Source organism: Streptomyces sp. SP17BM10 (assembly GCF_036322405.1).
Classification (GTDB): Bacteria; Actinomycetota; Actinomycetes; order Streptomycetales; family Streptomycetaceae; genus Kitasatospora.
Genome location: NZ_JAQYXB010000514.1, coordinates 33,644 through 53,477 on the forward strand (window position 1 = coordinate 33,644; position 19,834 = coordinate 53,477).

Sequence of the window (19,834 nt, forward strand, 5' to 3'; positions counted from 1 at the left end):
CCCGTGCCCCAGGAGCTCCTCGTCGAGATCCGGCAGAACCCGTCCGCGGACTTCACCCGCCTGCCCCGCCAGCGCGGCCCGAGGGAGGCCGAGGACGCCGACGACCCGCTTCCCCTCCCCCTCGACCTGATCGTCTCCCTGCGCCGCCACCGCGACGACAGCCTCCACCTCTCCGCGTTCCGCCCCGGCGAGCGCACCCCGCGCACCCGCCCGCACCGCGCGGAGCTCGCGGTCTCGGGCACGAAGCTCCTCGCCAAGGCCGCCCGCCTGCGCACCACCTGGCGCGACCAGCTGGTCCGGTACGCGACCGTCGACGACTTCGGGATGCCCGACGACTACCCGTTCGCCTCCGCCGTCGACGTCTCCCACCTGCGGCCGGTCGCCGAGGGCCGGGCGGCCGAACTCGCCGAGGAGGGGCGGTACTTCCTGGAGACGATGCTCGACGGGCCGGGCCGGGAGCTGACCGTCTTCCGGGAGTACCTCAACCGGACGCTCACCGAGCACGGCCCGCTGCGGATCAGCTTCGACTCCGACCTGCACCTGCCGTGGCCGATGCTCGCGGTCGACGGCGGCCCGGGCCCCGACGGTCGCCCGGACCCGTGGGCGGACTTCCTCGGCCACCGCCACCAGATCGAGCAGACCGGGGCCGCCTACCCGCCGATCCAGCCGCCCCACCCGGCCCGTCCCCGACCGATCACCAGCCTCAACACCGACGACACCCTCGAATCCATCGGCCGCGCCCCCGAGGTCCGCAAGCTGCTGGAGGACCGCTCGCACCTCACCGTCCGCACCGAGTCCCGAGGCCTGCTCGACGCCCTGTCGCGTGCGGTGCTCGACGAGGACGTCATGTACTTCTGGTGCCACGGCCAGTTCGTCGCCGACGGCTCCCCCTTCAAGCAGCTCGCCGTGCGCCTCTCCGACGACCGGCACATCGACGCCGACCTCGTGCGCCGCCACCGGCGCCGCCACCTGGACGCCCCGGAGGCGATGTTCCGGCCGTTCGTGCTCCTGAACGCCTGCCACACCGGGCAGTCCTCGGAGGGCGAACTCGACCACCTGGGACGGGCGCTGGTCGACCTCGGGGCCGAGGGCGTGCTCGGGCCGCAGATCGAGATCCCGCAGGTGTTCGCCGCCGAGTACGCCTTCGCCTTCCTCGACCTCTACCTCACCGGCGGGCTCACGGCGGGCGAGATCACCCAGACCCTCGTCCGGCGCTTCGCCCGCGAGCACGGCAACCCGCTCGCGCTCACCTACTCCCTGCACTGCGGCATCGACAGCATCCTGGAGCTCACCCCGTGACCCGCCGTCCGACCACGAGAGCGACCCCCGCCGTCCGGCCCGTCACCGTGGACCTCGACGAGAACGGGCGGCTGCTCGTCCCCGGCACCCGCACCCCGGTGCCCGAGGCGCGCGTCGCCGAGCACCTCGCCCGGCGCCTGCGCGTGCCGGAGCGCGCCACCGACGTCTACGTGTACGTCCACGGCTGGCAGACCAGCCCCGCCGCGGCGGACCGCGCGGCCGGCGCGCTGCTCTCGCGCGCCGCCGGCCTCCACCGGGCCCGCCCCGGCGCGTACCCGGGCCTGGCGCGCGGCTACCGGCCGTGGTGCGTCGTGGTGCGCTGGCCGTCGTCCAGCCTCCCGTCGCTCGGCGGGTACCGCCGCATCCGCGAACGGGCGCACGCGATGAGCGCGCCCGGCCGCGGGCAGGCCGGGTACGTGCTCGGCCACCTGCTCGGGTACCTCGACGCCGACCGCGGCCACCCGGCCGACCCCGCCGTGCTGGCCAACCGCAACGGCCAGTACCTGCACCTGGTCGGGCACTCCTTCGGCGGGCGGTTCCTGTGCGAGGCCGTCCAGCACGCGGCCGGGCGGCCCGCCGGGCCCCGGGTGCTGAGCTGGAGCCGGCCGGGCGATCCGGCGCGGCCGTTCACCGTCGACAGCGCGCTCGTCTTCCAGATGGCCGCGCCCCGCGACGCCTTCTCCCGGCTCTTCCCCCGCCTGTTCCCCGAGTCCGGCGGCGAACCGGCCCACGCCGCACCGCTGCGCGGGCCGCTCGTGCTCACCCACTCCCGCTGGGACCGCGCCACCGGCTTCTGGCACCTGCGGGCCGAGGGCCGCCCGGGGATCGGCCACTCCGGCACGGGCGTGGCGCCGGTGCACCAGTTCTCCACGCCGCTGCGCCCGGCCGGTTCGCCGTACCCGCACGAGGTGCTGGACCACCCGATCGTGAACGTGGACGCGAGCGAGGTGTACCGGGGCGGCCCGGCGACCCGACTGGCACCGGCGGGCGCGCACTCGGACTTCCAGCACCCGGAGTCGGCGCACCTGCTGCTGAGCCTGGCGTCACACTCGCGCTGAAAACCGCACGGGGGCGGGCCGGGCATCTGGCAGGATGCCGCGCGTGGAGCTGGAAGCGATCTTCGAAGCGATCGACGCCGTCGACTGGGAGGCACACCCGCACCGCCGGGACCCCGAGAACGCCGCCACCGCGGTGAACCTGCGGGCCCTGGCCGGCGCGGCCACCCTCAACCAGGCCGCGGACGCGATGACCAGGCTGCTGGAGAGCGCCATCACCGACGACTTCGAGGGCACGGTGAACCCGGCCGCCGCACTCGCGGCGCCGATCCTGCTGGACGTCGTCGAACACGGCCACCGGCGGGCCGCCTCGGCAGCGCTCGACCTCCTCCGGACGCTGCTGAATCGTTTCCCCGACCCCGACTTCGGCCGGACCGGCGGCCCGCGCCTGCCCGGTCTCAAGGTGTGCTGCGTGCTCGCCGACCTCGTCCGGGCCCGGCAGGACGTGGTGCTGCTCCACCGCGACCAGGGCCGGTGGCTCATGGCGCTGGCCGCCGACCACTGGCGGTTCGAGATCCACGAGGTGGTGGACGAGACCGCCGACGGCGTGGGCGTGTTCGGCGTCCTGACCGGGCGGCCTCCGGCCCGGCCGGTGCGCGCGGAGCTGCACTTCGAGCGGGGGTTCCTCGGCATCCTGGCCGTCGAGATGGAACACGGGCCGGAGGACGACAGTGGCGAATCGTTTCTGCGGCTGGTCGGGATCCCCGCGGCGTTCGTGGCGCCGGGCGCGGTCGTCGCGCCATGGGATTGCCACGACTTCGACCACTGACGGCGCCTTCGCAGGAGCCGGCCGTTCGCCCACGGAAGATCTCGGGTGAGCATCGGTCTGATGATCGGCTATATTCGCCGGGCGGCCCGCCCGGAGCGGGCCCTTCGTCCGAACCACGCCGGGGAAAGCAGCCACCGTGTCACGGCCCATTGACGACTCGTCCGCCGAACCCGCCACCACCGACCCGTGGGCCGCCCCGCCGACCCCCGGTGCCGAGCCCAGGCCGATCGCCGAGCCGGGCCCTGGGTCGAGCGCCGGGCCGAGCGCCGCACCGAAGCCGGAGGACGCCCAGCCCGCCCCCGCAGCGCCCGCCCCGGCAGTCCCCGCGCCGTCCGCCGCACCGGACGTCAACCACAACCCGTACGCCACCGGCCCGTCCGGCGCCGGCCTCGCCGCCGGGCGGCAGTTCGGGCCGGTCCCTGGCCGGCAGGCCTGGCCGCCGTACACCCCCGGCGCGCCCGGTGCCCCCGTGCCGCCGCCCGTCGTCCCGCAGCCGAAGGCCAAGGTCAGCGGGATGGCCGTCGCCTCCTTCGTGCTCGGGCTCCTCGGGTTCCTCCCGCCGCTGTCGCTGGTGTCGATCGGCCTCGCCGTCGGCTCGTTCGGCCGGATCTTCCGCCGCCGGCAGGGCGGCTTCGGCTTCGCCGCCGTCGCCCTGGTGCTGTCCGTCACCTGGACGATCTTCCTCGCCATGGTCGGCGGCATCATGGCCTTCGCGTACCACGACCTGACGTCGGGCCCGACGCGCGGCGCCGACGGCCACCCGGTCGTCGCGGGGCGCGCCGGCTCCTGGTACCTGAAGGAGGGCGACTGCGCGGTCGACGACATCCACTCCTACCGGAGCGGGTCGGACCACTACCAGATCGTGCCGTGCGCCCAGCCGCACCGGCTGGAGGTCTTCGCCACGGTGACGCTCCCCGGCAGCGGCCGCTATCCCGGCGTCGCGAGCGTCGAGGCCAGTACGCGTCAGCTGTGCCAGGCGCGGGCGAGCTCCGCCGACCTCCCGGAGGACGGGATGATCGGGTACTTCTACCCGAGCCAGGGCCGCTGGTGGCTGTTCGACGACCGCGAGGGCCTGTGCGTCTACTCCTCCCTCACCCCGTGGTCGGGCCAGGTGAAGGCCAAGGACTCGGGCAAGCCCGGCAGCCCGGTCTAGGACCGTCGTCCGACGCCCCGAGGGCCCCTGCCCGCACCGGGCAGGGGCCCTCGTCGCTCCCTGGCGTTCCGAATCCGGGCCACGATTCAGCTCCTTGAACGGGCCAATCGTCAAGTACCGGCCCAGAGCATCACATTCGACATCTCCCCGGATTCGCGGATCTGGACGAGAGGTCTTGACCACCACCCTTCCGCCCGCTTCACTCCCCGTACCGCACCTCCCTCGCACGGCACCCACCACTCGCGCGCCATCCCCGAGACGAGGCGATCCGCCATGAGCCGGTCCGGTCCCACTCCCTCCGCTCCTCGCAGGATCAATCCCGTCCTGCTGTACGCCTTCGGCGTACTCGGCGGCATCCTCTTCGGGTACGACCTCGGCGTGATCGCCGGCATCCTCGTGGTGGTCGCCGAGTCCTGGCAGCTGTCCGGCTTCGAGCAGGGCGTCCTGACGGCCTCGCTGTCCGCGGGCGCGATGCTCGGCGCGGGCCTCGCCGCGCGGCTCAACGGGCGGATCGGCCGCCGCCGCAGCATCATGGCGGCCGGCGGTGTCGTGATCGTCGGTACGCTCGCCTGCGCGTTCGCGCCGAACTTCGCGTCCCTGGTGGGTTTCCGGACGGTGCTCGGACTCGGGGTCGGGCTCTCCTCGGCCACCGTGCCGACGTACCTGTCCGAGCTCGCGCCCGCCCGGATCCGGGGGGCGATGGGCTCGCTCAACCAGATCTTCATCGTCGGCGGCATCCTGATCGCGTTCCTCGTCGACTACCGGCTCCAGCCGCACCACCTGTGGCGCTGGATGTTCGCCGGCGCGCTGGTGCCCGCCGTGATCCTCGTCGCCGGGCTCGCGTTCCTGCCGGAGACGCCGCGCTGGCTGGTCAACCTCGGCCGGGAGGACGAGGCCAGGGCCGTCCTCGCCGCCACCCACCCGGCCGGGGAGGTCGACGCCGAACTCGCCGCCATCCGCGAGGTGATCCGGCTCGACGCCACGCAGAGCGCCTACCGTGTACGGGAGTTGTGGGCGCCCTGGGTGCGGCCGATGCTGCTGGTGGCCCTGCTGCTCGCGGTCGGGCAGCAGTTCGGCGGCGTCAACGCGATCAACGCGTACTTCCCGACGATGCTCGTCTCGCTCGGACTCACCACCGACACCGCGCTGTTCTCGGCGATCATCCTCGGCGTCACCAAGCTCGCGTTCACCGCGTGGGTGGTGTTCGTCGTCGACCGCTGGGGCCGCAAGCCGCTGCTGCTGATCGGCAGCGCCGTGATGGTGGTGACGCTGGCCCTGACCGGCTGGGTCGTCACCCACGTCCACGACAAGGGCACCCTCGGCACGCTGACCGTCGTCCTGCTCGTCCTCTACCTCGCCGGGTACGAGCTGGGCTGGGGCGCGGTGGTGTGGGTCATGATGGCGGAGGTGTTCCCGCTCAAGGCGCGCGGCGCCGGGACGGGCGTCACCGCCGTGGTGCTGTGGGCCGCGACCGGCGTGGTCACCGCCGTCTACCCGGTCATGTCCGACCGCCACCACCTCGGGGTCGGTACCTCGATGTACGTGTTCGCCGGCGTCAACGCGGCACTGCTGGTGCTGACCCTCCGCCTCGTGCCGGAGACGAAGGGCCGCTCCCTGGAGCAGATCGAACTCGGCCTGCGCACCTGAGCCTTACGCACCTCGGGGTCATTGCAGGCGGTCGGCGTCGAGGTCGGGGAAGGTGAACGGCCCGCCGAGGTAGGCGAAGACGGGGTCGTCGGGGGCGGGCTCGCCGTGCGCCGCGTGCACGGTCTCGGCGTGGGCTTCGGCGTCGTCGGCCGGGGCGTAGCCGAGCGCGCGGGCCTCGTCGAGGGAGACCCAGCCGCCGCGCGTGTTGGCCGAGACGCCGTGGACGATGCGGTAGCCGGGCTTCTCGACGGCCAGGCAGGCCTCCAGCAGCCGGGCGCAGTCGTCCGGGGAGAGCCAGGTGGAGAGGGCGCGGGGGTTCGGCGGCTCGGCGAAGCAGGTCATGATGCGGACGCAGATGACGTCGAGGCCGTAGCGGTGGTGATAGAGGGCGCCGAGGGCCTCGCCGGTCGCCTTGGAGACCCCGTAGTAGGTGTCGGGCAGGGGCGGGGTGTCGGCGGTGAGCGGGTACTCGGCGGGTGTGCGGTAGCCGACGACGTGGTTGGAGGAGGCGAACACGACGCGCGGCACGCCGGCGCGGCGGGCGGCCTCGAAGACGGTGTAGGTGCCGTGGATGTTGACGTGGAGGATCCGCTCCCAGGGGGCTTCGAGGGAGATCCCGCCGAGGTGGATGACGGCGTCGACGCCCTCGCAGGCGGCGCGCATCGCGTCGGCGTCGGTGACGGATGCCTGGACGGCCTCCTCGCCCTCGCCGGGTTCGAGCGGCATGACGTCGAGCAGCCGGAGGGTGCGGCCGGGGCGGGCGAGCCGGGGGCGGACGAGGCTGCCGACGGCGCCTGCCGCGCCGGTGACGAGGATGCGGGGCACGGTGACTCCCTTGGCCGGGGACGGGTGTCCGGGTCCATGGTCACAGAGGTTCAAGCGAGTTCACAAGAATGACTGACATTCAGGTACTCGAACGCCGATCCCTTGACCTCCGCGCGCGGGCCCTCCTACGCTCCTCCGTGTTCCCACCGCTGGACGACCTCCACGAAGGGACCCGCCCCCGTGCCCGCACGCACCGGACCGCCCGCGCTCGACGGGCTCCTCTTCTTCCCCGTCACCGCCTTCGACCCCGACGGCTCCTTCGACCCCGGCGCCTACCGCGCCCACCTCGACGCGCGGCTCGACGACGGCCCCGCCGCCGTGTTCGCCGCCTGCGGCACCGGCGAGTTCCCCGCCCTCGCCCCCGCCGAGTACGAACGCTGCGTCTCCGTCGCCGTCGACGCCGCCGGCGGGCGCGTGCCCGTCGTCTCCGGCACCGGCTACGGCACCGCGCTCGCCCTCGAGTACGCCCGCGCGGCGCAGGACGCGGGCGCCGACGCCCTGCTCGTCCTGCCCCCGTACGGCCCCGGCAACGGCCAGGACGGTCTCCTCCGCCACATCGCGGCCCTGGCCGAGGCCACGCCGCTCGACCTGATCCTCTACCAGCGCGACCACACGGCCTACGAACCCGGCACCGTCGCCCAGCTCGCCGCGCTGCCCGGCGTCATCGGCTTCAAGGACGGCCTCGGCGACCTCGACCGGATGCTGCGCACCGTCAGCGCCGTCCGCGCCGCCGGCCATCCGGACTTCCTGTTCTTCAACGGCATGCCGACCGCCGAGATGACCCAGCTCGCCTACCGGGCGATCGGCGTGCGGCTCTACTCCTCCGCCGTCTTCTGCTTCGCCCCGGACGTCGCGCTCGCCTTCCACCGCGCCTTCGCCGAGGACGACCGGGGCACGCTGACGATGCTGATCGAGCTCTTCCTGCGCCCCTACGTCGAGCTGCGCAACCTGCGTCCCGGCTACGCGGTGTCGCTGGTCAAGGCGGCGACGCGGGCCGTGGGCCACCCGGTCGGGGGCGTGCGCGCGCCACTGACGGAACCGGCGCCGGAGCACGTCCGGGCGTTGCTGGAGCTCGTCGACCGCACGCGGGAGGCGCTGGCGTGACACCGGAGTTCGGCGCGTACCTCTACCCCTGGGACGCGGACGGCGACCCGGCCTGCGGCGAGCGCCTCGCCGGGCTCGGCATCCGCCGGGCCGCCGTCGCCGCCGCGTACCACAGCGTGCGCGCGCTGACACCCCGCCACCCGCGCCACAAGGTCGTCACCGCCGAGCACGCCGCCGTCTACTACCGGCCCGACGAGGACCGCTGGTCCGGCCCCGGACGGCTGCGCCCCCTCGAGGCGCCGTGGTCGCCGCGCTCCTTCGGCCGGGCCGTGGAGTCGCTGGCCGCAGCCGGGGTGGAGACGTACGCCTGGACGGTCCTCGCGCACGGGCAGCACCTCGGCGTACGTCACCCCGAGGCGGCCGTCCTCAACGCCCACGGCGACCGCTACCCGTGGGCGCTGTGCGTCTCCTCCCCCGCCGTGCGACTCTACTGCGCCACGCTGGCCGCCGAGGTCGCCGCCCAACCGGGCATATCGGGGCTGGAGTTGGAGTCCTGCGGCTGGTACGGCTTCGATCATCTCCACGCACACGACAAGGTCGCGGGGGTGCCTTTGCCGCCGTCGGCTCGGCTGCTGTTCTCGCTCTGCTTCTGTCCGCACTGCCGGGACGGCTACGCGGCGGAGGGCGCCGAGCCGTGGTCCCTGCGCGCGAAGGTCCGGGACGCGCTCGAACCGGTCTTCGGCGGTGCCGTCCAGGACGCGGCGCTCGACCCCGAGTCGGCCGAGGCCGTGGCCCGGATGCGGGTGCGCGCGGCTGGTGAGCTGCGACGGACCGTCCTGGCGGCCGTGGCGGCCGAGCGGCCGGACCTCCCCGTCCTCCTGCACGCCCGGCCGGACCCGTTGGGCTTCGGGCCCTCGCCCGGCCTCCCACCCGAGGACGCCCGTGGCGCCACGCCCGTCCTGCTCGCCCCCACCCGCTCACGGACCGCCCTCGAAGCCGTCGCCGCCTACGCCGGGCGCCGAGTGGTGGCCACCGTCGGCGCCGTCGCCGGCCTCGGCGGCGACACCGCCGACCTGCCCGCCTGGTGCGCCGACCTGGCCGCGGCCGGCGCGGCGGAGCTGCGCTTGTACCACCTCGGCCTGGCCTCCCACCAGGACCTCGCCGCCGTCCGCGCCACCGTCGAGAAGGTGCGGCAACCCGGGCTCCCCGGGCGACGCACCTGAGCAGGTCACCAGGCCGCCGGCCGCGAGTGGTCGCCGCCTTCGACCTCCTCCGGCCAGTCCACCGGGCCGCAGTCCGTTCGGCTCAGGATCCCGGGGTCGGGTGCGTGGCCCTCCTCCGGGGCCCCGCTCCACCAGGCCCGCCGGGTGTGGGGAAGGGGTACTTCCACCAACCGGCCACCGTGGATCATCCAGAGGCCGAAGCAGTCGTCCTCCTCGTCGTGGATCAGCACCTGCACCGTCTCGGGGCGGGGCCACGGCAGGGACTCCAGGTGCTTCAGCAACCCGGACCTCCAACTCATGTGCTCGAACTCCGCACCCCAGCCGAAGCCCCAGTCACCCCCCGGCCGCATCGCGGCGAAGCACCCCAGCCAGGTGCGTGCGGGGTCGGGCCGGGTGAGCGGCTCCATGACCTCCTCCGCGTCCTTCGCCAACACGATGACCTCGGCAATTCTGCTCATGGCCCGCAGTATCGCCGCAGATCACGGGGCCGGTGCAACCCAATTCCGCAGGTGATCGGAGTCCAGCTCCTGGGGCAACGACTGGCTGGCCCACGCCGTGGGACTCCCGGCCGAGCGGGCCGTAAATCGATCGCCGTCGCCATCCCCACCCCGCTACCGTCCCCAGGAAGATCACGAAGGGGGTGCGCCCATGCGGCCGCTGCTGCTACTGGACGTCGACGGGCCGCTGAACCCTGCCGCCCGCAAGCCGCACCGGCGGCCCGCCGGGTACGAGACGCACCGGGTCCTCACGCCCCGTTGGGAGGCCGCAGAGCGGCGGCGGCTCGTCGAGTGGGGGCTGCCGAACAAGGCGCCCAAGCCTCTCCGGCTCTGGCTCAACCCCGACCACGGGCCGCAGTTGGCCGCTCTCCCGTTCGATCTCGTCTGGGCGACCACCTGGGAGGACGAAGCCAACACCGTCATCTCCCCCGTCCTCGGGCTGCCCGCCCTTCCCGTCATCACGTGGTCCGAGCCACGGCCCGCCCCACCCCACGGCGTCTTCTGGAAGACCCCGCAGATCGTCGCCTGGGCCGAGGGCCGCCCGTTCGCGTGGGTCGACGACCAGATCACCGACGCCGACCGCGCCTGGACGGACACCCACCACGACGGCCCGGCGCTCCTCCACCGGGTGGACGACCGAACCGGCCTCACCGCCGACGACTTCGCCGCCCTCCGCCGATGGGCCGAAACCCTCCTGCCCTGACGATCAGTCAGGGGAGCCTCAGGGGTGCCTCGGGGACGGTCCCTGATGCCGGCCGCACCGGGCCGCCCGCATGATCGACACGAATCCGATCACACCCGTAGGACCAGGAGCCCTTCATGGCCATCGTCAGGACCGCCCTCGCAGCCCCCGTCCTCGCCGGGCTGTTACTCGCCGCGGCGCCGTCGCCCGCGCTGGCGGCAGGACCGGACGACGGTGCTCTTCAGGCCGCCTTCGCCACCCGCGCCGGGGATCCGGCGGCCGGGGCGATCGCCAGGGTGGCCGTCGACGGGCGGACTTGGCGGGGCAGCGACGACGACCCGGTGAGCGGCGAGCCGGTCGCACCGAACGCGTCCTTCCGGATCGGCAGCATCAACAAGACCTTCGTCGCCGCCGTGCTGCTCCAGCTCGCCGCCGAGGGCCGGATCGACCTGGACGGTACCGTCCAGCAGTACCTGCCCGGCGCGTTGCCCGACGCCTTCCGGCCGGTCACCGTCCGGCAGTTGCTCAACCACACCAGCGGCCTGCCGCCGGTCGTGGAAGGCCCCGAGGACGCCGGCAACGACGACGTGATCGCCGACCGGTTCATGGTCGAGTCGCTCGACGAGGTGATCCAGCGGACGCTGCGCCCCACCGACCGGCCGTGGCCGGGACCGGTCTTCGAGCCGGGCAGCGCGCAGCGGTACGACAACATCAACTACCGGGTGGCGGGCCGGATCATCGAGCAGGTCACCGGCCGCTCGTTCAAGGACGAGGTGACCGCCCGCATCCTGCGCCCGCTCGGTCTGCGGCACACCGAGGTGACCGAGGGCGCTCCGCGGCTGCCCACCCCGCACCTGGCCGGCTACCTCGACGACAGCAGCCACACCCCCGTGGACGTCTCCGAACAGGGCGGCAATCCCGAGTCGATGGTCTCCACTCCCGCCGACCTCGACCGCTTCCTGCGCGCCCTGCTGGACGGTGAACTCCTGCCGCCGCAGCAGCTGCGCGACCTGCTCACCCTCCCGCGCGACGCCGCCGGGCAGCTGGTGCCCTCGCTCGCCCCCGATGACTGCCAGTTCGGACCGGACAAGGGCCGGGCTTGCTACAGCGCCGGGCTGATGGCCATCCCGTTGCAGGACGGCACGGTGGTCTGGGGCAAGACCGGCCACGATCTCGGCTACTCCGACGGGATCTTCGCGACCCCGGACCTGAGCCGGCGGCTGGTCTACTCGTCCGGCAGCAGCAGCGGCACCCCGGCACCGGCCCTCCGGCTCGCCGTGACCGTGTTCGGCCCCTTCGCGCACTGAGCCCGCTGAACCCGGTCAGCCGCGGAGCCCTACCGGACCCGGACGGACCTCACAGGTGACGCGTCGCCAGCACCAGCCGCTCCTGGGCCTCGATCAGCGCGTCGCGGATCATCTGTTCGCGCCCCGGCGTGAGCCGCGCGATCGGGACGGAGCAACTGACCGCGTCCCGCGCCGGTGTGCGGTACGGGACGGCGACGGCGTAGCAGCACAGGCCGAGGGTGTTCTCCTCCCGGTCGGTCGCAAAGCCGCGTTCGCGGATGGCCCGGAGGTCGTCGAGCAGCGCCGCCCGGGTCGTGTGGGTGTGGTCGGTCAGCGGCTCCAGGCGCTCGGGGAGCAGCCGCTCGACCTCCTCGTCCCGGAGCGTCGCCAGCAGCGCCTTGCCGAGGGCCGTCGCGTGGGCGGGCAGGCGGCGGCCCACGCGGGTGAACGGGCGCAGGTAGTGCTGGGAGGCGCGGGTGGCGAGGTAGACGACGTCCGTGCCGTCGAGCCGGGCGAGGTGGATGGTCTCGGTGGTGTCGTCGGCGAGGCGGTCGAGCGCGGGACGGGTGACGGCGACGGCCTCGTCGCCGTCGATGTAGGCGGTGCCGACGAGCAGGGCCCGTACCCCTATGCCGTACCGGGTGCCCGTCAGGTCGGTTTCCACCCAGCCGAGGTCGACGAGCGTGCGCAGCAGCATGTAGAGGCTGCTCTTCGGGTAGCCGAGGGCCTCCTGGACGTCGGCGAGGCTGTGCAGTCCGGGGCGTTCGGCGAAGTACTCCAGCACCTCGACCGTGCGGACGGCGGACTTCACGCCCGCCGCGGCGGTGACCGTGGCGGCGGTGGCGGCGGAACTCGGCTGCGCCATCGGGGTCCTCCCTGTTCGCGTGCGCGTGGACTGCGAGAGCAATATAGCCGGGCCGTCGGCGCCGAAACCGACGGAGCGTTCACATCCTTGAACCTTGTCCAGACTCTTGACTGGGACACGTCCACCGCCGTGTCATGGAGAGCGGCCCCGCTCCCGCCTCCGCACGACGCAGCACGACCTCCCCCCGTCTCCAGAGTCGAAGGACAGTCATGAAGCGCTTGCTCACCGCCCTGTGTGCCTCCCTCGCCCTTCTCGCCGCCGCTCCCCTCCCGACCACCACGGCGCTCGAGGCGAAGACCACCGACGCGGCCGGCTGGACCGGCGACTTCACCGGCTACGGCACCAGCACCTGGACCAACTCCTGGGGCACCCTCACGAAGGGCAAGTGGGGCCAGCAGAACCTCAGCCTCGTCAACGATCCCTCCGCCCCCGGCGACGGCTCCGCGCTCCAGGTGTTCTACGGCGCCGGGTCCTCCGCCAACTCCTGCTCCGACTGCCCCTCCAGCGGCGGCGGCCAGTTCTACACCGATCTCTCCACCCTCGGGCTCGGCGACCTCGCCAACTCCACCACCCTGGACCTGAAGTACGGCCTCAAGCTGCCCGCCGGCTTCGACTTCGGCAAGGCCGGGAAGCTCCCCGGCCTGTACGGCGGCTCCCCCGGCGAGGCGTCCGGCGGCAACCACGGGAACGCGTGGTCCACCCGCTACATGTGGCGCAACCCCGGCTCCGGCGCGGGCGACGGCGAGGTGTACCTCTACACCCCCACCAACTCCGGCCCCACCGGCTACGGCGTCGACCTCGGCCTCGGCTCCTGGCAGTGGCCGGCCGACGGCGCCTGGCACAGCGTCGAGCAGCTCGTGGACCGCACCAGCGGCGACATCACCGTCTGGCTCGACGGCACCCAGGTCCTCACCCAGCCCGGCGCGGGCGCCCCGGACTTCGCGTCGATACCCTTCAGCGGCGTGTTCTTCTCGACCTTCTACGGCGGCCACGACACGTCGTGGGGCCCGTCCACCGACCAGTACGCGTACTTCGCCCACTTCAGCCTCGCCACCGGCGTCCAGCACTGACACCGCCCGTTCCCCCGCCACCGGCGCCCGAAGCCCCCAACCGTCCGGCCAACCGTGCCCGACCAGTAGGAGTTTCCCCCCGCCGGTCAGCTCCCCAGGAACCGCAGGACCGCCAGCACCCTGCGGTTCGTACCGTCGTCACGGGGCAGCCGCAGTTTGTCGAACACCGCGTTGGTGTGCTTCTCCACCGCGCTCCTGGAGACGAACAGCTGCTGCGCGATGGCCGCATTGGTGCACCCCTGGGCCATGAGGGTCAGCACGTCGCGCTCACGGCCCGTCAGCAGATCGAGGTCGTCGGTGCGGCGCGTGCGCGCCAGCAGGCGGCGCACCACCTCCGGATCGAACACCGTGTCACCGGCGTGCACCCGTTCCAGCGCGGACAGGAACTCCTCCACCCGCGCGACCCGGTCCTTCAGCAGGTACCCCACGCCCCGGGTGTCGGCCGCCAGCAGTTCGGCGGCGTACCGCTGCTCCACGTACTGCGAGAGCACCAGCACTCCCACCCGGGGGTGCGCGGACCGGAGGCGCAGCGCGGCCCGTAGCCCCTCGTCCGTGTGGCTCGGCGGCATGCGCACGTCCAGGACGGTGACGTCCGGCGGGTCGGCGGCGACGGCGGCCAGCAGCGCGTCCGCGTCACCCACCGCGGCGGTCACCTCGTGACCTTCGTCGGCCAGCAGGCGGACCAGGCCCTCACGCAGCAGCGCGGAGTCCTCGGCGATCATCAACCGCACGGCAACTCCGCGGCGACGTGCGTGGGGCCGCCCGGCGGGCTGTCGACGGTCAGATGCCCGTCCAGAGCGGCGATGCGGCGTGCCAGCCCGGACAGTCCCGGACCGGCGGGGTCGGCGCCGCCGCGGCCGTCGTCGCGCACCGACACCCGTACCACGTCGCCGTCCTGGCCGATCGTGACGTCGATCCGGGTGGCCCCGGCGTGCTTGGCCGCGTTGGTGAGGGCCTCCCGCACCGCGAAGTACGCGGCCGTCTCGACGGCCGGGGCCGGTCGGCGGGCCAGGTCCCCGCTGAACCGCACGGGCAGCGGCGAGCGTTCGGCGTCCACGGCCAGCGCCTCGCGCAGCCCCAGCTCGTCCAGCGAGGCCGGGTACACCCGCCACGCCACCTGCCGCAGTTCCTCCAGGGCCTGTTCGGCCTCGGTCTGCGCCTGCCGGTACAGCTCGTCCGAGTTCCTGCGCCGGGCCCGTCCGAGCAGCATCGCCACCACGACCAGCCGCTGCTGCAGCCCGTCGTGCAGGTCGCGCTCGATGCGGCGCCGCTCGGCGTCCACGGCCTGGACGATCCCGGAGCGCGTGGCGGCCAGTTCGTCGAGCCGGCGGCGCAGCCGGGCGAGTTCGTCGGGGCCCAGGAAGCGGTGCACCAGCCTCCGCTCCAGTTCGGCGACGGCGGCCAGGCCGGCCAGGTCGAGGAAGAGCAGCAGGAGGCCGACGACGAGGAGGTACCCGGCGACCGGCCACGTGGGCGCCATGCCGTCGGCGTCCTGCCCGCCCAGCCAGCGCGACAGTCCCGACGCGGTCGTCCACGCGCCCGCCGCCAGCAGGAGCAGCGCCCCGCCGCCGAGCAGCCCGACCGGAACGCGGCACCACAGGTAGGCGGCGGCCCGCCGCGGCTCGATGTCCTCCCACGGAGTGGCGGCGCCGCCGAGCAGGGCGGCGACCCGCCGCTTCTCCAGCGCCGCCAGGCGGACCACCGGCCCGGAGGACCGCGACAACGCCCCCGCGGCCAGGACTGCGGGCGCCGCGCACGCCGACACCGCGCCGAGCGCGAGGCCGGCCACGGCACGCACCGTCCTCACGACCGGTGCCGGGCGCTCGGGCGGCGGCGCACCCGCACCAGGAACCAGCGGGCGACCGCCAGCACCGCCAGAGCCACCACCGCCGTCGACACCCATCGCCCGTACTCCTCCACCAACCGCCAGTTGTCGCCGAGCCAGTATCCCAACAACACGAACACGGTGTTCCACACGAGGCTGCCGATGGCGGTCAGGGCGGTGAAGGCCGGCAGCGGCATGCGCTGGATCCCGGCCGGGACGGAGATGAGGCTGCGCACCACCGGCACCATGCGGGCCAGCAACACGGCGGCGCGGCCGCGCCGTTGGAACCACGCCTCGGCCCGGTCGATCTCGTGCAGGTGGACGAGCGGGATGCGCGCGGCGAGCGCGCGGGTGCGGTCACGCCCCAGCAGGGCGCCCGCGGCGTAGACGGTCCACGATCCGACGACCGAGCCGACCGTGGTCCAGGCGATGACGGCCGGCAGGTTCAACCGGCCCTGCCCGGCCGCGAACCCGGCGACGGGGAGGATGACCTCGCTGGGCACGAACGGCAGGACGGTGTCGACGAGGTTGGCCAGGCCGGCGCCGGCGGCACCGAGGGCGTCCATGACGTCGACGGCCCAGCCGGCGACGCCGCCGGCGGGCTCGGCGGAGGCGGTGAGGAAGGGCGCGGAGGCCGGTGTTGTGATCATGCGCTTCACGCTAGGAGGCGGGCCGAGGCGCCACCATGCGGTCAACCGCCCGGCCACCCTGTGGTTTTCCGCAGTCCCCGGCGCGAGGAGCCGCTCCCCGGCCGCGAGCACCACTCGGCCCTGACCCGGTGATCCGAACGAGTGGACTCGCCGGGGTGGGTGGCGCAGACGCGCCCGAGCAGGGGGCGGCGTGGTGAATGGTGCCGTCCGTGCCCCCGTCAACCCTGGAAGAGGCGCCCCGACGTGCGACGTACCCATGACCGCGGGCTGTTCGCCGCGACTCTGTTCGTGGCCTCCGTGCTCGCCCCCGTGGCGGCGGCTCCCGCCGTGACCGTTCCCGCCGCGGCTGTCGGGCGGTGCCACGGCGACGAGTGTCCGGGTTCCACCCTCAGCCCGGAACTGACCTCCCAGCTGGACCGGACGATCGAGGAGGTGCGTCAGCAGGCGGGCATCCCCGGGGTCGTCGTCGGGTTGTGGATGCCGGGGAAGGGGAGCTACGTCCGCGCCACCGGCGTCGCCGACAAGGTGACCGGGGCGCCGATGGCGCTCGACTCGCGGGTCCGGATCGGCAGCGAGACCAAGACCTTCACGGTCACCGCGCTGCTGGAGCTCGTGGACCAGGGCAGGGTCGGGCTGGACGACAGGATCTCCGAGTACGTCGAGGGCGTCCCCTGCGGTGACCGGATCTCGCTGCGCCAGCTCGCCGAGATGCGCAGCGGCCTGTTCCCGTACACGTCGGACCCGGGCTTCATCCACGACCTGGAGAGCGATCCGACGCGGTCCTTCACGCCGCGGGAGGTGCTCGCGTACGGCTACCGGCACGACAACACGTTCGGGCCGGGCGAGCGGTTCCAGTACTCCAACACCAACCTCGTCCTGCTCGGCCTGGTGGTCGAGAAGGTCACCGGCCGACCGCTGGCCGAGGTGATCCGCGAGGGGGTGGTGCGTCCGTCGCGGCTGCGCCACACGTTCCTCCCCGCGGGAGCGGAGTTCCCGCAGCCGCACCCGCGCGGGTACACGGACCAGACCCCCACCGGCGAGACCGTGGACTCGACGGACTGGAACCCGAGCTGGGCCTGGGCGGCCGGCGCGATGATCTCGGACCTCCACGACCTCCGCCGCTGGGCCGAAGTCGTCGCCACCGGGCGCCTCCTGAGCCCGGAGACCCAGGCGCAGCGGCTCATGACGCTGCCGACCGGATTCCCCGGGACCGGTTACGGCCTGGGCATCTTCGAGACCAACGGCTGGATCGGCCACAACGGCTCGATCCCCGGCTACGAGACGGTGACGGTCTACCTGCCCACGCAGAAGGCCACCCTGGTCATCATGATCAACACGGACTCCGGGACCGGGAACCAGGAGCCCTCCACCCTCCTGGCCCGCGCGATCACCGCCATCGCGACCCCGGACAACGTCTACGACGGGTCGGCCACCGCCGGCTGAGAAGCAGAGGGGCGTGCAGCGGTCGGCCCGCTGCACGCCCCGGGCCGGGGATCATGACGGGCCATCGACAATGGGAACCGTTTCCAAACAATCCCCCATCAGATGGTCAATCTCTCGTGTAACCGGAGAGTACGACGTCGCAGGTCAGGCAGGGTGATCACATGAGAAGCAAGAACTCCTCCGCCGCAGTGCGCACGTCAAGGAAGGGGTCCCGCCGGACGCCCTTCCGCGCCCTGCCGCTGGTCGCGCTGGCCACCGCCGGCGTGGTCATATCGCTCGGTACGGTCGTGCCCGCCTCGGCCGCGACATCCCGGGTGGACCTCAACGTCCTCGTCGTCACGGACGGCAACCCCTGGGTCGAGGGCATCCGCAGGCAGCTGGTCTCCGAGGGTGTCCCGACGACCGTGGTCGACCTCACGAGCGCCAACCGCGCGACCATCTCGGCGACCTTCCTCGCCGACACCCTGGCCGACGGCACGCCGCACGGCCACTTCGAGGGCGTCGTGCTGCCCAGCGACTCCCCCGGCCAGCTCTCCGCCGCGGAACTCTCCGCGCTCACCGGCTACGAGGCCTCGTACCACGTGCGCCAGGTCGACTCGTACGTGTGGCCCGGCGCCGGCACCGGCCTGAGCGCCCCCACGTGGACCGGCTCGATGGACGCCACCACCGCCACCGCGAGCGCCTCCGCCCGCGGCGACGCCTTCCACTACCTCAACGGCCCGGTGCCGTTCGAGGGCACCGCCGGCGGCAGCGGCTCGTACGGCGCGCTGCCCACCCCGCTGCCCGACGACCCGAGCACGGGCTCGCACTTCGAGCCGTACGTCACCGAGACCATCCCGGGCACGTCGACGCAGGGCGTGCTCGCGGGCATCTACACGAGCGGCGGGCGCCAGCAGCTCGTGCTCACCTTCGCCTACAACTACTACCAGCAGCAGTTCCAGTTGCTCGCCCACGGCATCGTCGACTGGGTGACGCGGGGAGTACACCTCGGGTACTGGCGCAACTACTTCTCCGCCCACATCGACGACCTCTTCAACGCCAACGCGCGCTGGAGCCAGAGCGGCAAGTGCACGCCGGGCGAGGGCGACTGCGCGCCCGGGGTGGCGAGCACCAACCCGATCCGGATGACGGCCGCGGACGTCTCCACGGTGGTGAACTGGCAGCAGCAGAACGACTACCGGTTGGACTTCCTGTTCAACGCCGATCCCGGCCTCGAGTACGCGCAGGCGCAGGGCGGCACCGACCCGCTGAGCGTCGCGCTCCTCGCGAACAAGAACAGCTTCATGTGGCTCAACCACACCTACGACCACGAATTCCTGGGCTGCGTCCAGGACTTCTCGGTCATCCCGTGGCGATGCCAGACCGACGCCTCCGGCACCATCCAGTACGTCGACCAGGCGACCGTCAACGGCCAGATCGCCCAGAACATCCAGTTCGGCCAGGCCAACGGCCTTCCGTTCCGGCCCAACGAGCTGGTGGGCGGCGAGCACTCCGGCACGATCATGCTGCCGCAGCAGCCGAGCGACAACCCCGATTTCCTGGCGTCACTGGCCGCCGAGAACGTGCAGTGGCTGGGCGTCGACGCCTCCCGCGAGACCGGCCAGCGTCAGATCTCCTCGGCGCTGGGCGTGCCGCGCCACCCGATCAACGTGTTCTACAACGTCTCGACGCAGCAGGACGAGGTGAGCGAGTACAACTGGCTCTACACCTCGAAGGCGAACGGCGGCAGCGGCAACTGCGAGGCCAACCCCGCCACCACCACCTGCATCTCGCCGCTGGACATCAACACGGCGTGGTCCGGCTACGTGCTGCCGCTGCAGACCAAGATCACCCTCGGGTACGTGCTCTCCAACGACCCGCGGCCGTTCTTCATGCACCAGTCCAACCTGACGGACGACCAGCTGGCGCTGCAGACCATGAGCGGCATCCTCTCGACCTACCGCACCTGGTTCACCTCCGACACCCCGGTCGTCGACCAGACGCTCACCGACGCCGGGACCGTCCTGCAGAACCAGAACGCCTGGCAGCAGACCCAGAACGCGGGCTCGGTCACCGGGTACGTCCAGGGCGGCGTCGTCACCGTCAACGGCCCGGCCGGCACCAACGTCCCGGTCACCGTCCCGGCGGGCACCACCGTCGCCGGTGGCGGCACCTTCGGCGCGGCGTACGGCGGCGAGCAGTCCGCCTACACCACCCTCGGCTCGACGGCCACCGGCCTGACCCTGCCCACCAGCGTGTTCGGCACCGTCGCCGACTCCACCCCGACCGGCCTCGGCGCGGAGCCCGCCTCCTACGCCAAGGGCTCGCCGCACGACGTCCGCCGCACCGGCGACGCGATCGTGATCACCGACCCGACCGGCAAGCACGTCCTGCCGAAGCTCGCCGGTAAGCCGGAGGAGCAGCTGCACATCGGCGACCACCACCATCACCCGCTCGACGTCCTGCCGTCGAACCTGAAGAAGAAGTAAGGACCGGACTCAACCCGGCGCCCGCGGCCCGCG

General features: G+C 73.1%; 18 protein-coding genes. 12 read left to right on the top strand and 6 right to left on the bottom strand.

The features are described from left to right. Nucleotides 1-3 precede the first annotated feature (3 nt). The 5 genes from PUR71_RS09460 (at nucleotide 4) to PUR71_RS09480 (ending at nucleotide 5,923) form a co-directional block, all read left to right on the top strand. A complete protein-coding gene (locus PUR71_RS09460) occupies nucleotides 4-1,299 on the top strand; it encodes a CHAT domain-containing protein (RefSeq protein ID WP_329926005.1) in 1,296 nt (431 codons plus the stop codon). After that, the gene (locus PUR71_RS09465; RefSeq protein WP_329926007.1) at nucleotides 1,296-2,357 is read left to right on the top strand and encodes a hypothetical protein; all 1,062 of its coding nucleotides are present in this window, start codon (nucleotides 1,296-1,298) and stop codon (nucleotides 2,355-2,357) included. Before PUR71_RS09460 ends, PUR71_RS09465 begins: the two co-directional genes overlap by 4 nt. Before the next feature lie 43 nt (nucleotides 2,358-2,400). Next, nucleotides 2,401-3,123 (top strand): hypothetical protein, encoded by a 723-nt coding sequence (locus PUR71_RS09470; RefSeq protein ID WP_329926009.1) that lies wholly within the window; start codon nucleotides 2,401-2,403, stop codon nucleotides 3,121-3,123. 136 nt (nucleotides 3,124-3,259) lie between these two features. After that, complete coding sequence (locus tag PUR71_RS09475) at nucleotides 3,260-4,276, top strand: hypothetical protein (RefSeq protein ID WP_329926011.1); 1,017 nt, start codon at nucleotides 3,260-3,262, stop codon at nucleotides 4,274-4,276. 273 nt (nucleotides 4,277-4,549) lie between these two features. After that, nucleotides 4,550-5,923 carry a sugar porter family MFS transporter gene (locus PUR71_RS09480; RefSeq protein ID WP_329926013.1) on the top strand — a complete coding sequence of 458 codons (1,374 nt, stop codon included), beginning with the start codon at nucleotides 4,550-4,552 and terminating at the stop codon, nucleotides 5,921-5,923. A gap of 18 nt (nucleotides 5,924-5,941) precedes the next feature. Here the strand turns inward: PUR71_RS09480 and PUR71_RS09485 are convergent, their stop codons facing one another. Continuing rightward, nucleotides 5,942-6,748, bottom strand: coding sequence for an NAD-dependent epimerase/dehydratase family protein (locus PUR71_RS09485; protein WP_329926015.1), 807 nt, complete (start codon nucleotides 6,746-6,748; stop codon nucleotides 5,942-5,944). Between the two features lie 180 nt (nucleotides 6,749-6,928). Between PUR71_RS09485 and PUR71_RS09490 the strand changes: the two genes are divergently transcribed. Next, nucleotides 6,929-7,852: a 5-dehydro-4-deoxyglucarate dehydratase gene (locus PUR71_RS09490; RefSeq protein WP_329926017.1), complete on the top strand. Its 924-nt coding sequence runs from the start codon at nucleotides 6,929-6,931 to the stop codon at nucleotides 7,850-7,852. Continuing rightward, a complete protein-coding gene (locus PUR71_RS09495) occupies nucleotides 7,849-9,015 on the top strand; it encodes a hypothetical protein (protein WP_329926019.1) in 1,167 nt (388 codons plus the stop codon). Before PUR71_RS09490 ends, PUR71_RS09495 begins: the two co-directional genes overlap by 4 nt. A gap of 5 nt (nucleotides 9,016-9,020) precedes the next feature. On the opposite strand, the gene PUR71_RS09500 is transcribed toward PUR71_RS09495, so the two are convergent. Beyond that, on the bottom strand, nucleotides 9,021-9,473 hold the full coding sequence (locus PUR71_RS09500) for a hypothetical protein (RefSeq protein WP_329926021.1): 453 nt from the start codon (nucleotides 9,471-9,473) through the stop codon (nucleotides 9,021-9,023). 190 nt (nucleotides 9,474-9,663) lie between these two features. Here PUR71_RS09500 and PUR71_RS09505 point away from each other — a divergent pair, with 190 nt between their 5' ends. Together PUR71_RS09505 and PUR71_RS09510 are read left to right on the top strand one after the other, a co-directional pair. Next, the gene (locus tag PUR71_RS09505; RefSeq protein WP_329926022.1) at nucleotides 9,664-10,215 is read left to right on the top strand and encodes an HAD domain-containing protein; all 552 of its coding nucleotides are present in this window, start codon (nucleotides 9,664-9,666) and stop codon (nucleotides 10,213-10,215) included. A gap of 116 nt (nucleotides 10,216-10,331) precedes the next feature. Next, on the top strand, nucleotides 10,332-11,501 hold the full coding sequence (locus PUR71_RS09510) for a serine hydrolase domain-containing protein (protein ID WP_329926024.1): 1,170 nt from the start codon (nucleotides 10,332-10,334) through the stop codon (nucleotides 11,499-11,501). A 49-nt stretch (nucleotides 11,502-11,550) separates the two neighbouring features. Here the strand turns inward: PUR71_RS09510 and PUR71_RS09515 are convergent, their stop codons facing one another. Beyond that, nucleotides 11,551-12,345 carry an IclR family transcriptional regulator gene (locus tag PUR71_RS09515; RefSeq protein ID WP_329926025.1) on the bottom strand — a complete coding sequence of 265 codons (795 nt, stop codon included), beginning with the start codon at nucleotides 12,343-12,345 and terminating at the stop codon, nucleotides 11,551-11,553. Nucleotides 12,346-12,554: 209 nt separating this feature from the next. Here PUR71_RS09515 and PUR71_RS09520 point away from each other — a divergent pair, with 209 nt between their 5' ends. Next, nucleotides 12,555-13,415 carry a polysaccharide lyase gene (locus PUR71_RS09520; protein WP_329926026.1) on the top strand — a complete coding sequence of 287 codons (861 nt, stop codon included), beginning with the start codon at nucleotides 12,555-12,557 and terminating at the stop codon, nucleotides 13,413-13,415. Nucleotides 13,416-13,501: 86 nt separating this feature from the next. On the opposite strand, the gene PUR71_RS09525 is transcribed toward PUR71_RS09520, so the two are convergent. The 3 genes from PUR71_RS09525 to PUR71_RS09535 are packed head-to-tail and all read right to left on the bottom strand — an operon-like array spanning nucleotide 13,502 to nucleotide 15,890. Next, nucleotides 13,502-14,146, bottom strand: coding sequence for a response regulator transcription factor (locus PUR71_RS09525; protein WP_329926028.1), 645 nt, complete (start codon nucleotides 14,144-14,146; stop codon nucleotides 13,502-13,504). After that, nucleotides 14,137-15,204, bottom strand: coding sequence for a sensor histidine kinase (locus tag PUR71_RS09530; RefSeq protein ID WP_329926030.1), 1,068 nt, complete (start codon nucleotides 15,202-15,204; stop codon nucleotides 14,137-14,139). The genes PUR71_RS09525 and PUR71_RS09530 overlap by 10 nt, the downstream gene beginning before the upstream one ends. 14 nt (nucleotides 15,205-15,218) lie before the next feature. Further along, nucleotides 15,219-15,890 (bottom strand): DedA family protein, encoded by a 672-nt coding sequence (locus PUR71_RS09535; protein WP_329926032.1) that lies wholly within the window; start codon nucleotides 15,888-15,890, stop codon nucleotides 15,219-15,221. A gap of 243 nt (nucleotides 15,891-16,133) precedes the next feature. On the opposite strand from PUR71_RS09535, the gene PUR71_RS09540 reads away from it, so the two are divergent. Continuing rightward, complete coding sequence (locus PUR71_RS09540) at nucleotides 16,134-17,333, top strand: serine hydrolase domain-containing protein (protein WP_329926034.1); 1,200 nt, start codon at nucleotides 16,134-16,136, stop codon at nucleotides 17,331-17,333. 161 nt (nucleotides 17,334-17,494) lie between these two features. Next, on the top strand, nucleotides 17,495-19,801 hold the full coding sequence (locus tag PUR71_RS09545) for a hypothetical protein (RefSeq protein ID WP_329926036.1): 2,307 nt from the start codon (nucleotides 17,495-17,497) through the stop codon (nucleotides 19,799-19,801). The last annotated feature ends 33 nt before the right edge of the window (nucleotides 19,802-19,834 follow it).

Coding starts and splice junctions, on each gene's coding strand:
- PUR71_RS09480 (WP_329926013.1), top strand. CDS start 4,550: ATGAGCCGGTCCGGTCCCACTCCCTCCGCTCCTCGCAGGATCAATCCC.
- PUR71_RS09500 (WP_329926021.1), bottom strand. CDS start 9,473: ATGAGCAGAATTGCCGAGGTCATCGTGTTGGCGAAGGACGCGGAGGAG.
- PUR71_RS09505 (WP_329926022.1), top strand. CDS start 9,664: ATGCGGCCGCTGCTGCTACTGGACGTCGACGGGCCGCTGAACCCTGCC.
- PUR71_RS09510 (WP_329926024.1), top strand. CDS start 10,332: ATGGCCATCGTCAGGACCGCCCTCGCAGCCCCCGTCCTCGCCGGGCTG.
- PUR71_RS09515 (WP_329926025.1), bottom strand. CDS start 12,345: ATGGCGCAGCCGAGTTCCGCCGCCACCGCCGCCACGGTCACCGCCGCG.
- PUR71_RS09520 (WP_329926026.1), top strand. CDS start 12,555: ATGAAGCGCTTGCTCACCGCCCTGTGTGCCTCCCTCGCCCTTCTCGCC.
- PUR71_RS09535 (WP_329926032.1), bottom strand. CDS start 15,890: ATGATCACAACACCGGCCTCCGCGCCCTTCCTCACCGCCTCCGCCGAG.
- PUR71_RS09545 (WP_329926036.1), top strand. CDS start 17,495: ATGAGAAGCAAGAACTCCTCCGCCGCAGTGCGCACGTCAAGGAAGGGG.